We start from the raw sequence: 12,359 nt of genomic DNA, 5'->3' as shown, positions 1-12,359 counted from the left end.
GACAGCCTCTCCCTGTTGACAAACCCATACGGGTATGTTATCTTATACGAGCAGTCGGGGAGTACTTGAAAGAGTAACGAAAGTCACGAAACAAATGCTTTCCAGGGACATGCGGGAGTGGCTCAGTGGTAGAGCGTCACCTTGCCAAGGTGAATGTCGCGGGTTCGAATCCCGTCTCCCGCTCTATTATTAAGGCGACGTAGCCAAGTGGTAAGGCACGGCTCTGCAAAAGCTGCACCAGCGGTTCGAGTCCGCTCGTCGCCTCCTGTTGAGACGTGATTTATTAGTCACGTCTTTTTCTTTTTCGCGGACTCCACAGCTATGCGAGAACAACGCACCTATTCCACTGACGCAATAATACTCAAGCATTCCGACCTTGGAGAGGCCGATCGTATCCTCACACTCCTGACCCCCTACCGAGGTAAATACCACGCTGTTGCCAAGGGGGCACGCCGCCCGGTTAGCCGCAAAGCGGGACATCTTGAGCTACTCTGCCATAGTCGGCTCCACCTTGCTCAAGGTCGCAACCTCGATATCATCACCCAGGCTCAAACCCATGAAGCCTTCCTGTCGCTGCGCCAGGGCAACGATACCTGGTATAGTACATGCGCCATCTATCTCGCCGAACTGGTGGACCGCTTTATCGAGGACGATACTCAGCATGAGGATGTTTATAATCTGCTCCTGAAAGCACTGCGCGAGCTAGATTCTGACGCGCACGAAGTACACAAGCAAGAAGCATCTGGCACCCCCCAACCAGGGCGCGACCGTAGCCTCTTGCTTCTACGCTACTTTGAAATCTATCTATTAGCATATGCTGGATATGAGCCCCTTCTCCGCACCTGCGCGCATTGTGACACGGAACTGGAGCCAGTCATCAACGGCTTCACTCCAACCCTGGGCGGCGCGCTGTGCCCCAATTGTTCGCACCTGTGGGCGCAGAAGATTTCCCCAAATGCCCTCAAGGTTTTGCGCCTCCTACAACGAACCGAGTGGGAGCATGTGCCACGCCTCCACCTCGATGCAAAAATCCACGCCGAAGCCGCCTCGGCTATGCATAGTTTGGTACGCTACCACCTTGAACGCGAGATCAAATCCTGGAGTTTCCTGGAAGCCCTCATCTCTCAGATGCCTACCAACCACTAACACCTAACCCAACGGTGGTCATCATGTACCAGAATAAGCAGGTCGCAGTCGCGTCACATCACCCTATCCAAAGGCCAAGTTGCTGCCAAACAGAGATATTGGGTACCGCTTTTTGGTCCACAAATAGCTATGCAATAGCTCTCACTTTATGTTATGTTGGAAGTGTGTTTCACTAACTATCCCTTGGGATTCGCTATTTATCTATCGAGAGTGTTGTATTTCGTTTATCGGCTCTAGGAGGTGACGCATGAGCGACGTAGCTCAACCAGCGAATGTCGACCATCATGCCCCGCGCAAACCGCTTACAAAGGGGGCTCGTTCCGTCTTCTGGATCATGTTTAGCATCAGCCTGCTCAACTATCTCGACCGCTACGTATTTAATGGCTCCGTAAACATTATCTCCCAAGAACTCAACTTCGATTTAAGCCAGACTGGCTTGGTCTCATCCGCGTTCCTGATTGTATACACGCTCTGCGCCATGCCTGTTGGCTACTGGGCGGATAAGGTGAAGCGCAAAAACGTCGTGGCCCTCTGCGTCGCCGTCTGGAGCATTGCCACTGCACTGACAGCGCTCGCCACGAACTTCACAACGCTCTTCCTGGCGCGTATGCTACTAGGGGTTGGCGAAGCCGGCTACTTCCCAGCCGGAACGGCCCTCCTGAGTGACTATTATAGCCGCTCCCAACGCTCACGTACTATGAGTAGCTGGAGCACTGCGCAACTCTTTGGCATCCTGATCGGACTGGGAATTGGTGGAGTCGTCGCGGGTCTCTTCTTTGGCGGTTGGAGGCTAGCCTTCGTCTTCACTGGTATCCCTGGACTAGCCCTGGCGTATCTCGTCTGGCGCGTGCGTGAGCCACGCCGCAACGAGGCCGATGAAGAGGAAATGGCCCTACAAGCCGGCCGTAGCGAGATCTTGCCAGAACCGCCGCAACCCTCTCCAGCCCTCACAGAACCAACGACAGAGAAGGCGCAAGATTGGCGCACCTCCCTTCTCCAGGGCACTCAAGATCTCTGGAAGTGCTGTTCCGTTCTGATGCGCATTCGTACGCTGGTAGTGTTGATTATCATGCAGATATTTGCCTTTTTCGTGCTTGGCGTCAACACCAATTTTCTCTCAATCTATCTGCAGCAGAAGGATACATTCCACTTCTCCTCTGGCCTAGCAGGCATCTATTCTGGTGGTATCATCGTCATCGCGGGTATTGGGGGAACACTGATAGGAGGCTATGCATCGGATATACTCAATCGCCGTCATGCGGGGGCCCGCGTCCTTGTCTGCGGCATTGGCTTTCTCCTCTGCATCCCTGCTTACTTCTTCGCCATCCTGGCCGATAGTGTCCCACTATTCACGGTCTTCTTCATCATCACCGCCTTTCTGCTCACCATCTATACTGGTCCAAGCACAGCTGCAATGCAAGATGTGGTCCCCGCGCGTTTACGCTCTACGGCCCTGGCTCTCTCACTCCTCATCGGGCATCTACTAGGTGACGCCTTCGCACCTACGCTTGTAGGTATACTCGCAACCAACTTCGACCCCACCGGCGGACAGCATTACCGTCAGAGCATGGCAGGCCATGAACTGGGAGCCGCGCTCCTCTATACCTGCATACCCGCATTGATCCTGGCGGGTCTGGTTGGCGTGCTGGGAGCGAAATGGATGGGTAGGGATATTCAGGCCGCACTAGACACAGACGAGCAAGACCGCCTGGCAACAGCTCAAGCGTAAATTGTGAAGCGAATTGCGTTAAAAAATAATTACTTGCTTGCTTTTAACGCAATTCGCTTCATCTCCATGACAAGTCCCTGCCTAATTGCCTATGAGTAGACAAGGGTCGCCTTTTCTCGGTATGATGGTAAAGTAGCTAAAGGAGTCACCCTACCATTATTCGCTATGTGTGGGAGGGATAGAGAGACAGCAGTGTGCTGGCATACAAGCTGGGAAAAGGAAGCAAATCAATGATCCACTTTTATGAGCTGGCACAGCTCGATGCTTCACAGCGTGCGCGCCTCCTTCGACGCGCCGAAGTAAAAATTGATGAATTGATCGAGTATGTGCGACCTATTGTCAACACAATCCGCGACCGGGGAGATGCGGCCCTGGTAGAATTTATGGAGCGCTTCGACCATGTACAGGTGTCACCCGAACGCCTGCGCGTGAGTCGCGAAGAGATCGAGCAGGCGCATGAGCGGCTAGATAAAGAGGTATACGCCGCCATCGAACATGCTGTCCGCAATGTACGAACCTTCCACCAGCATCAAATGCCACACGAGCAATGGTTTACCGAAGTAGCACCAGGAGTCATGGCTGGCGAAAAGATTACGCCCATCAGTAGTGTAGGGCTCTATGTGCCACGCGGCAAAGGAGCCTTCCCCTCAGTCATGTACATGCTGGCAACACCAGCCAGTATCGCGGGTGTCCCGCGCATCGTTGTCTGCACGCCACCAGGACCCGACGGCGAGGTTGATCCAGCATCCCTGGTTGCGGCGGACCTCTGTGGCGTGCATGAGATCTACCGTGTTGGTGGCGCACAGGCCATCGCCGCGCTCGCGTATGGCACCGAGAGCATAGCCCGTGTCCACAAAATTACTGGCCCTGGCAGCCCGTATGTCTCGGCAGCCAAGCGCCTGCTCTACGGCACAGTAGATGTTGGCCTGCCCGCAGGTTCAAGTGAAGCCATCATTCTCGCCGACGAGAGCGCGGACCCAGAACTGATCGCACGCGACCTGCTGATCGAGGCGGAGCATGGTCCCGACTCCTCAAGCCTGCTGGTCACCACCAGCCGCGAGCTAGCCAACATGGTCCAGGAGTTGCTCCCTCACAAGATCGCCACATTACCAGAGCCAAGGCGAACCTTCTGCTATACAGGCCTGGAGAGTGAAAAGGGCACAGGCGGCATTGTCCTGGCATCAAACATACAAGAGGCCATCGACTTCGTGAACGAGTATGCCCCCGAGCATATGGAAGTACAGGTGCGAGAACCGTTCGCAATCCTGCCTTCGCTACGCAACGCGGGTGAGATTCTTCTAGGAGCCTATGCGCCTATCAGCCTGGGCAACTACAGCCTGGGAACAAATGCAGTGCTGCCAACAGGTGGTTTCGCCCATACCTTCTCCTGCACCTCAGTTTTCGACTTCCTGAAACGCACAGGAATCGCCTACGTGACGGAGGAAGGCTACGCGGGACTGAGCGAGACAACACGTCGCCTGGCGGAGTTCGAGGGCTTCCCCTCGCACGCCCAATCCGTTACCAATCGGCCTGCCCGCACCTCACATAAATAAAGCCCTGAGATGAGGGCACTATGACACGCAATCCTTGCCAGATTGGGTATGTTCGCACGACCCAATCTGGCGAGCAAAAGCAATACCGCTTGAAAAATGTGAAATCCGCTACTGCTCACGAATGCTAAGATGTGTTATAATGCCCCCAATTGAGACTAAAATAAATGTAGCGTCACGTGCCCTACCTCACAGAGGGATCTAGAAGTTATTCTGTAAGAAGTCTAGAGAAACATGTAGTCATAGAGCGGTAACAGGTTATATGAATAATAGCTACCCATCAGATCAAAATCCCTTATCGTCAGTCAGCAATGCCCAATCGTCGCAGCCGGACTCGTCGCCATCGACCGAAGGGGGAGTGATAGGATCGCGCCGTCGCCTACCGGCAGGGACAGAGCTATCAGAGCGCCGTTACCGGATCGAGCGTCTGGTGGCATCCGGCGGTATGGGCGCAGTTTACCGCGCGATTGACACGCGCTTTAATCGCCCATGCGCCGTCAAGGAAATGCTTGATGAATTCCAGGACGAGAAAGACCGGACTCAGGCAGTCGAGTGGTTCTCGCGCGAGGCGACACTCCTGCTTGACCTGAACCACTCCTGCATCCCACGTGTGCGAGACTTCTTTGTAGAGTCTGGTCGCCACTATCTGGTCATGGACTTCATTGATGGCCGCACACTCTCGGAAGTACTAGATAAAGAAGGGCATGTTGTTGGCAATAACGGCGCGCGTGGCGTCACAGAGGCGCGAGCTCGCAACTGGGCTCAGCAGCTATGTAGCGTGCTAAACTATCTGCATATGCAATCACCACCCGTCATCTTCCGCGATCTTAAGCCCTCAAATGTCATGATTACGGGACGTGATGAGATTAAATTGATCGACTTCGGTATTGCTCGCAGTTTCCAGTCTCAGCGTCAATCGACGATCATCATGACACTTGGCTACGCGCCCCCGGAGCAGTTGCATGGTTCCCCAGAGCCACGTAGCGATATCTACTCGCTTGGCGCAACCTTGTATCGTGTCCTGACGGCCCATGATGCCGCGAACAACAAGCCATCCATATTCTCATTCCCACCATTGCGCCAATTACGCCCAGATATTACCCCTGCCTTTGAGGGAATTATCATGCGCTCCCTGGCATATGGACCAGATCAGCGCTGGCAGACCTGTCGAGCGATGGAAGACGCGATTCGCGCGCTCTCACCAGTCACCACCACCCCTCCCATGCGTCACGAACCCCCTTCCGGTGGTCCCAGCACAGGTGGGAACCAGAGCAGCTTAGCGGGTTCAAGCGTCAACCAGGGACCCCACTCTGGTCCAAGTGTCTCGCTCCCAGGTCAGGCTGGACTCGCGACACCGACTTCAGGCACAACTGGCCCGGCTGGCTCATATATTACCGCCGCGCTTGGACACCTGACGGCAGGCCGCATCGAGCCAGCCTATACAGCCGTCACTCAGGCATGTGCACTGGAAGATAATAATGCCCTGGTCCACAAGATCTTTGGGCAAGTGTTCGCTCGTCGCAGACCACCACAAATCGACTTCGCGCTCCAGGCATATAACCGTTCCCTGGGCCTCAATCCTAATGATGCTGAAACACACAAATTGATAGGTGATATCTGGCTCTACCTACGCCCACAACCTGCGCAAGCCATCTCCCCCTATCGGAAGTCCATCGAACTCAATGGGCAGGACCCTGAAACTCATTTCCGTCTAGGACAGTGCTACGAGAAGACTGGGCAATTAGAGCCGGCACTACGTGAATACGATGAAGCCTTCAAGCTCGCTCAGACAAGAAGGGAATCACCACAAATGGTAGCCTTCTTCGCACGAGCACTTGGAAATCTGGCAATGCACTTACGCCGCTATGAATTGGCTGAAGCCGCCTTAGTCCAGGTCCTGGTCTCTAATCCAGCCGATCACAACATACGTTTCCTGCTGGCCCAGGCATACGAAAATGAGAACAAGCTCAACGATGCCTGGCGCGAGTGCAGCTACGTTATGGGCCCATTAGGAACAAGTCCGGCAGTACAGCAGATGTACCAACGGTTACGCATGCGTTTAGGGAGATAAAAGGCCAATCTCCCTAAAGCTCTGCATTTTTGGCGTGAAGGGACAATGTCAATGTGTAGGCACAGGTTTCTCTCTCAAGGACATGGACGTATGCAGCGAGCAGCCCTACGAGGCTTGCTCGCTCTTGTGGTCTCGCTGCAACTGCTACTATTGTCTTCAATGGGAGCAGTTGCAGCCTCTAGGTCCAGCACAGCGCAGCAGGACCCAACCCAGCAGGTCGCCCGCGCAGGAGCCGCTATCGTACGTTTACTGGCAACATACGATATCGCCGAGGTTGGTACCCTCTCAACACCTTCTCATTCGCACCCCTCTGCCCCGCTGATTCCACAAGACACTCGCGAAGCACTTCCATATCAATGCAATGGCCTGGGTGTCATTATTGCTAGCTGGTCCAGAGACAAGGCAGGGAAAAGCTTTCCAGGCCTGGAAACAGAAACTCAAAATACCTGGGTTCTCACAGATAGCAATGTAGTCAGCAAGAATGGTCCAGGCTGTCAGCCTGCAAACGCCAACGCACGTTTGATCTCACTAAGTATTAGTTTTAGCACTATGTTCAATAGTAGCATTCCACCTCAGGAGGTATATAACAAATCTGATCCCCAGGCCAATGTCGCGCTCAATGCCTTCTGCCTGGACGCGACGGGCACCTGCACCGACAATAGCGCGGTCTTATTTTCCTTTAACTTTCCCAAAATCTTTCCCTATCTCGATCTGGCGCAGGTGGACCCTTCACAAACAACCATGGTTGGTCTGACCCAGAACGCGAACTCCACAGAAGTCCCCTCTACCAGTGACGCAAAAAATACAACACCCATAACGCAATATAACACGCCAAACGTGCTTTCAACCAATGCGTCACCTGAGCCCGGTACCCCGCTGGTCAACGCCAGTGGAGAACTAGTGACAATTCATACGACCACCGGTACACTCACAAGACAGGATCTCTCTGAGGGCCTTCAGCATGTTCCGCTCATCAGCGGAAAAAAGTTCCTAGATATCAATAAGAATACGCCAAACGATGTACATCTAAACTGGCTACAAGGTCTGGCTCTTTACTACCGACAGCCACCTGACTATAAACAGGCCGAAAGCTCATTCAAATTGGCGGTGAAAAATAATCAAGATTTTGATGGTGCTCACCAATTCGAGCGCAAGGCGAACGAGGCACAAAAATTGAAAGACAACGCTACCCCTACGCCAACAATTGGCTCTAATATTATGGATGGCTTCTCTATTCCCATTCTGCCACTGGTCATTGCCACACTGGTCATATTAATCATCCTACTCGTCCTGGTGAGCATTATCTTTGGGCGGAAACGCGCACAACGCAGGCGCACACATAAAATGCTTGAAGAAGCCGAGCAGAACGCAGCTATCGATGCCTCGCGCATCGCGCAGGAAGAGGCACGCAACGCACTACCACCTTCCCGCTTGGAGGAGTTGCCAACAATACCAGCATGGCACCCCGCCAACCAGGCAGCATCCGCTAGTTCTCACGCTCCAACAGAACCACAAGTAGCAAGCCATGAGGAGGCAAATGGAGCACTACCACCAGCCCTCATGGAAGAATTACCGACTATTCCCATACGCCAATCCAGTAATCAAGCTCCGCCTACAATAAGTACCAGTGTGCCAGCTCCAACAGCACCTCAGGCGAACGTGGCGCCTTCACAACCGCAGGCAGTAGCTTTAAGCTGCCCCAATTGCAACCATCCTGTTGCGAAAGGCGATAACTTCTGCTCGCATTGTCGTTGCCCCCTTTCACCTTCTGTCTCAGGGTTGCACCTACGCATCCCCTCCCAGTATCTCCAATCAGCGGCCCCTGCGGGCATGGCTCCTGCAAGCTCTCTGGCCGATGTTCCAACTGTGGAGATAAAGAAGAAGCAAGGCGAAAGCTCACAACCTGCCAGTGACACTTTTACAGAGAAGACAACGCCCCGCCCAAAGACTCACACATATATGCGCTATCTCGTTGGAACTCACACCGATCCAGGTATCAAGCGCAAATATAAACCTAATGAGGATAGTTTCTTCGCATCCCAGGGCACCTGTATGGTGCAGGGCGAGAAACTCCCATTCGGCCTCTTCGTGGTTGCGGACGGCATGGGGGGACACGCCGCTGGACGTGACGCGAGCCGCCTCGCGATTCAAACTATCGTCAACTTTATGCTCCCGACCCTGCAAGCAAGCAACGATCTTCCCCGCGAAGGTCTGGTTCGGCTGCTAGTAGATGGTGTACAGAGCGCGAATCAGGCTGTCCATCAACAGAATGTAGACAAGCACGCCGATATGGGCACAACAATGACAGCCGCACTTATCGTTAACGACATGGCCTACGTTAGTAATGTTGGTGATAGTCGCACCTATCTCTATCGCGAGAGCGAGGGAAAACTACGCAAAGTGACGAATGATCACTCGGTTGTCGCCAGCCTGGTTGAGGCAGGTATTATCCAACCTGATGATATCTACACTCACCCTAAACGCAACCAAATCTATCGCAGCCTGGGCGAAAAGGCTGCCATCGAAATAGATGCTTTCGAGGAACAGACACAAGAAGGAGATCGCTTCATGCTCTGCTCGGATGGTCTCTGGGACATGGTGCGCGATCCCCAAATCGAAAGCATTGTCAAGCGCATGGATAAGGATACACAAAGCGTCGCGGATGCACTCATCCAGGCAGCACTCAAGGGAGGCGGCGAGGATAACGTCAGTGTGATTGTTGCTGGTGTCAGTGTGGCACATAAAGACGCTACCCTCCCCGAATTCCAGGTTCTAGCTAAGCCTGATACAGTGCAACTACCCCAGCTCACCTGAAATTGTCGGCCCTTACTCGCTGTGCTATAATCAATGCAGCATCCTTGCCTCTGTCGGTTTCGGCAGAGGCTTGTATTGGGAGGAACGCTTGTGTCTCTTGGGTACTTATACGCGGGTATTTTGTTAGCGGCGGGCTTTGTCTTTGCTATTCTTGCAACCGTCGTTTCTAACTTACTCTCACCCCATAAAAAAACAAAAGAAAAAGCCCAGACCTATGAATCTGGTGAAGCACCTATCGGTTCAGCCTGGGTACAATATCCGCTTGGCTTCTACATTTTTGCCCTGCTTTTTGTCGCTTTTGACGTGGATATTGTCTTCCTCATTTCGTGGGCAGTCATTTTTAAGCATTTAGGTATCTTCGGTTTTGTCGAAATACTCTTCTTTATCTTAGTGCTCGCGCTTGGCCTGGTGTATGCCTGGCGTAAGGGAGTAACGCGATGGATCTAGTACCACGTTCTTTAAATATTCCCAGCGCGACAACTGGCTACCGTGACCAGAACGCGGCGCTGGCTCGCGACCTGGAGCCTCTGGCACAGATCACACATAAGCCCGTCAACACAACGACGCAAAAGGGTGATTATCTGGGCCTGGTCATTGAGAAAGAGAACCTGGTTGCCGTCTGCCGCTTCTTACGCGATCAGCTAGGATTTGATCTGCTCTCATGCATCTCAGGAGTCGACATGGTCGATCACCTGGAGACCATTTATCACCTTCGCTCCATTACACGTGCACAGTTGTTGCAACTCAAGGTGCGTCTGAATCGTGACACGCCAGAGGTCGATAGTGTGGTTTCTGTCTGGCCAACAGCTAATTGGCTTGAGCGCGAGACCTACGATATGTATGGCATTCGCTTCTCGGGGCACCCCGACCTACGCCGTATGCTGCTCGACGATGAATTTGAAGGCTACCCTCTGCTGAAGGACTTCAAGCAAACACCGTTGACCGCCAAACCGCGTGCGACAACCCAGGTAGACCCGAATATGGCTGTTTCGGGACAGTTCCAACAGCAGAATCTGGAAAAGGTGGTCCAGAAGAAGCTGGGTCAAGGTCAGCAGGAGCGCCTGCATCCAGGAACACCAACCTTTGGACACGCGTTCCAGGATTACCAGGAAGCGGGTGAAACTCAGGCAGATTCGGAATAAATTCTTCCGAAAAACTTGAGTGTGTGAGCGCTCGCCACGGCAGGACGCAGCCTTTCATATGAGGGCGCTGCGACGGGCAGCAACCCTGGTTCGGATAATACCTGAGAGAAGCCGCCCGCAAACATAGCATTTAAGGTGCGCGCTAGAACAAGGGTAAAGGCTATGCCAAAAGCCAGAACACATCAGACAACAATGGCACGCAGGAATACTGGTCGCCAGGCACAAAAACGTACAAGCAAAGCTAACCGCAATGCACAGGTATATGCATACCAGAAAGAGGGTGGGAGGAACGGGGAGGGTGCCACAACAACACCAGAAGCGACACAGAATAGGACGCGTATCAACGCCTCCGCGCACTCGGCAAGGAACAGCAATCCACAGGGTTTGATGATGCCTGTGCTTGTAGCTCTCGTCTGTTTTGGTATGGCTGTAGCATTGGCATTTTTCTCCACGGACCCCAATCGCTACCTGTTCAGTGGCCTTGCGATCCTAATGGGATGCATGTGGTCCTATATGGCCTGGGCTCGATTACGACGCCTACGAAGGTAAATTATTACAGATAGTAGTAGGGACTGGACACTACTTATCACCTATAGAAAACCTGAGCGCGCTCAGGTTGATACGAAAACTAATGTCACTCGCGTGGCGAGCGTAGACCCCCATTCGGGAGCACGGCGCGCTCAGGTTTTCGGACAAAGAGCTCGCGCTAGCCGCAACAGCGGCAAAGGTTTTCGCATAAGACCTGAATGAGGAAACCTCATGGCTACAAACCAAGAGATGAATACATCGACCATGGATACGAGCGAGGGTATTAAGTCCCAGGAAATGCTATTGAACCTGGGTCCGCAACACCCAAGCACGCACGGCGTCTTGCGCCTGGTCATGACCCTTGAAGGCGAAACAGTCATCGATTGCACGCCAATTATCGGCTATCTGCACCGGGGCATCGAGAAAATTCTCGAAAACCGCACCATCATGGCTGGTATCCGCTATATGGATAACACAGACTACCTGTCACCCATGATCAATGAGACGGCCTATGTAGGCGCGGTCGAGCAATTGATGAACCTTGAGGTGCCACGGCGCGCGCAATATATTCGCCTGATCACCAATGAGCTACAACGCATAGCCAGTCACTTGATCGCGATTGGCACCTATGGAATGGACCTGGGCGCGACTACACCGATCATCTGGACCTTCCGTGACCGCGAGAGCATTCTCTCACTGTTCGAAGCCCTAGGTGGCAGCCGCTTCAACGTCAACTATATGCGCGTTGGCGGAGTCCTGCATGATCTACCCAAGGGCTGGCTTCAGGAGTGTGAGGCATTCCTAGATCGGTTCGAGAAGAACTATGCGGAGCTTGATGCTCTGCTTACTGGCAACGAGATTGTGATGGCACGCACACAGGGCGTTGGCTATATCGATCCCCAGCAAGCCGTGGCTTATGGTCTGACTGGCCCCATGCTGCGCGCGAGCGGCATCAACTGGGACCTACGCGTGAATCGTCCCTACATGGCCTATCGCGAGATCGCGGTCAACCCACAGGTACGCCAGGAAGGCGACTGCTTCGCTCGCTACTTTGTACGCTTGAGCGAAATTAAAGAGAGCGTTCGCCTGGTGCGCGAAGCAATCGATAAGCTCCCCGGTGGTGCGATTAGCGTGCGCACACCGATTGCCCTGCGTCCACCACGCGGTGAGACCTACTTCGCGGTCGAGAGCAGTAAGGGTGAACTGGGTGTCTACCTGATTAGCGACGGCAGTGAGTACCCGTGGCGCGCCAAGCTGCGTGGGCCCTCGTTCGTCAACCTTCAAATTGTACCTGAGCTTTTGCGCGGTCATAAAATGAGCGATACAATCGCCATCCTGGGCAGCACAGATATCGTCCTGGGTGAGGTTGATCGCTAAAT

9 protein-coding genes and 2 tRNA genes are annotated in these 12,359 nt (G+C 53.5%); all 11 read left to right on the top strand.

What is annotated here, in order from left to right:
• Positions 1-111: 111 nt before the first annotated feature.
• Positions 112-183, top strand: a tRNA-Gly gene (locus tag K3T82_RS14310).
• Between the two features lie 10 nt (positions 184-193).
• Positions 194-264: transfer RNA gene (locus tag K3T82_RS14305), tRNA-Cys, on the top strand.
• A gap of 57 nt (positions 265-321) precedes the next feature.
• Positions 322-1,146 carry a DNA repair protein RecO gene (gene recO, locus K3T82_RS14300; protein ID WP_220194118.1) on the top strand — a complete coding sequence of 275 codons (825 nt, stop codon included), beginning with the start codon at positions 322-324 and terminating at the stop codon, positions 1,144-1,146.
• Positions 1,147-1,393: 247 nt separating this feature from the next.
• The gene (locus K3T82_RS14295; protein ID WP_220194117.1) at positions 1,394-2,875 is read left to right on the top strand and encodes a spinster family MFS transporter; all 1,482 of its coding nucleotides are present in this window, start codon (positions 1,394-1,396) and stop codon (positions 2,873-2,875) included.
• A gap of 230 nt (positions 2,876-3,105) precedes the next feature.
• Entirely contained in the window at positions 3,106-4,428 is a 1,323-nt protein-coding gene (gene hisD, locus K3T82_RS14290; RefSeq protein WP_220194116.1) for a histidinol dehydrogenase, read from the top strand.
• Between the two features lie 259 nt (positions 4,429-4,687).
• Complete coding sequence (locus K3T82_RS14285) at positions 4,688-6,496, top strand: protein kinase domain-containing protein (protein ID WP_220194115.1); 1,809 nt, start codon at positions 4,688-4,690, stop codon at positions 6,494-6,496.
• Between the two features lie 90 nt (positions 6,497-6,586).
• Positions 6,587-9,310 (top strand): PP2C family protein-serine/threonine phosphatase, encoded by a 2,724-nt coding sequence (locus K3T82_RS14280; protein WP_220194114.1) that lies wholly within the window; start codon positions 6,587-6,589, stop codon positions 9,308-9,310.
• Positions 9,311-9,400: 90 nt separating this feature from the next.
• Positions 9,401-9,757, top strand: a complete 357-nt coding sequence (locus K3T82_RS14275; RefSeq protein WP_220194113.1) for an NADH-quinone oxidoreductase subunit A — start codon at positions 9,401-9,403, stop codon at positions 9,755-9,757.
• The gene (locus K3T82_RS14270; protein WP_220194112.1) at positions 9,748-10,452 is read left to right on the top strand and encodes an NADH-quinone oxidoreductase subunit C; all 705 of its coding nucleotides are present in this window, start codon (positions 9,748-9,750) and stop codon (positions 10,450-10,452) included. The genes K3T82_RS14275 and K3T82_RS14270 overlap by 10 nt, the downstream gene beginning before the upstream one ends.
• A 162-nt stretch (positions 10,453-10,614) precedes the next feature.
• Positions 10,615-11,001, top strand: a complete 387-nt coding sequence (locus K3T82_RS14265) for a hypothetical protein (protein WP_220194111.1) — start codon at positions 10,615-10,617, stop codon at positions 10,999-11,001.
• 210 nt (positions 11,002-11,211) lie between these two features.
• The gene (locus tag K3T82_RS14260) at positions 11,212-12,357 is read left to right on the top strand and encodes an NADH-quinone oxidoreductase subunit D (RefSeq protein WP_220194110.1); all 1,146 of its coding nucleotides are present in this window, start codon (positions 11,212-11,214) and stop codon (positions 12,355-12,357) included.
• The last annotated feature ends 2 nt before the right edge of the window (positions 12,358-12,359 follow it).

The organism is Ktedonospora formicarum (assembly GCF_016587355.1).
In the GTDB taxonomy this organism is placed as follows: domain Bacteria; phylum Chloroflexota; class Ktedonobacteria; order Ktedonobacterales; family Ktedonobacteraceae; genus Ktedonobacter; species Ktedonobacter formicarum.
The sequence above is the reverse complement of the archived record's forward strand: the minus strand, read 5'-3'. Positions and strand labels throughout refer to the sequence as shown.

Coding starts and splice junctions, on each gene's coding strand:
- recO (WP_220194118.1), top strand. CDS start 322: ATGCGAGAACAACGCACCTATTCCACTGACGCAATAATACTCAAGCAT.
- K3T82_RS14295 (WP_220194117.1), top strand. CDS start 1,394: ATGAGCGACGTAGCTCAACCAGCGAATGTCGACCATCATGCCCCGCGC.
- hisD (WP_220194116.1), top strand. CDS start 3,106: ATGATCCACTTTTATGAGCTGGCACAGCTCGATGCTTCACAGCGTGCG.
- K3T82_RS14285 (WP_220194115.1), top strand. CDS start 4,688: ATGAATAATAGCTACCCATCAGATCAAAATCCCTTATCGTCAGTCAGC.
- K3T82_RS14280 (WP_220194114.1), top strand. CDS start 6,587: ATGCAGCGAGCAGCCCTACGAGGCTTGCTCGCTCTTGTGGTCTCGCTG.
- K3T82_RS14270 (WP_220194112.1), top strand. CDS start 9,748: ATGGATCTAGTACCACGTTCTTTAAATATTCCCAGCGCGACAACTGGC.
- K3T82_RS14265 (WP_220194111.1), top strand. CDS start 10,615: ATGCCAAAAGCCAGAACACATCAGACAACAATGGCACGCAGGAATACT.
- K3T82_RS14260 (WP_220194110.1), top strand. CDS start 11,212: ATGGCTACAAACCAAGAGATGAATACATCGACCATGGATACGAGCGAG.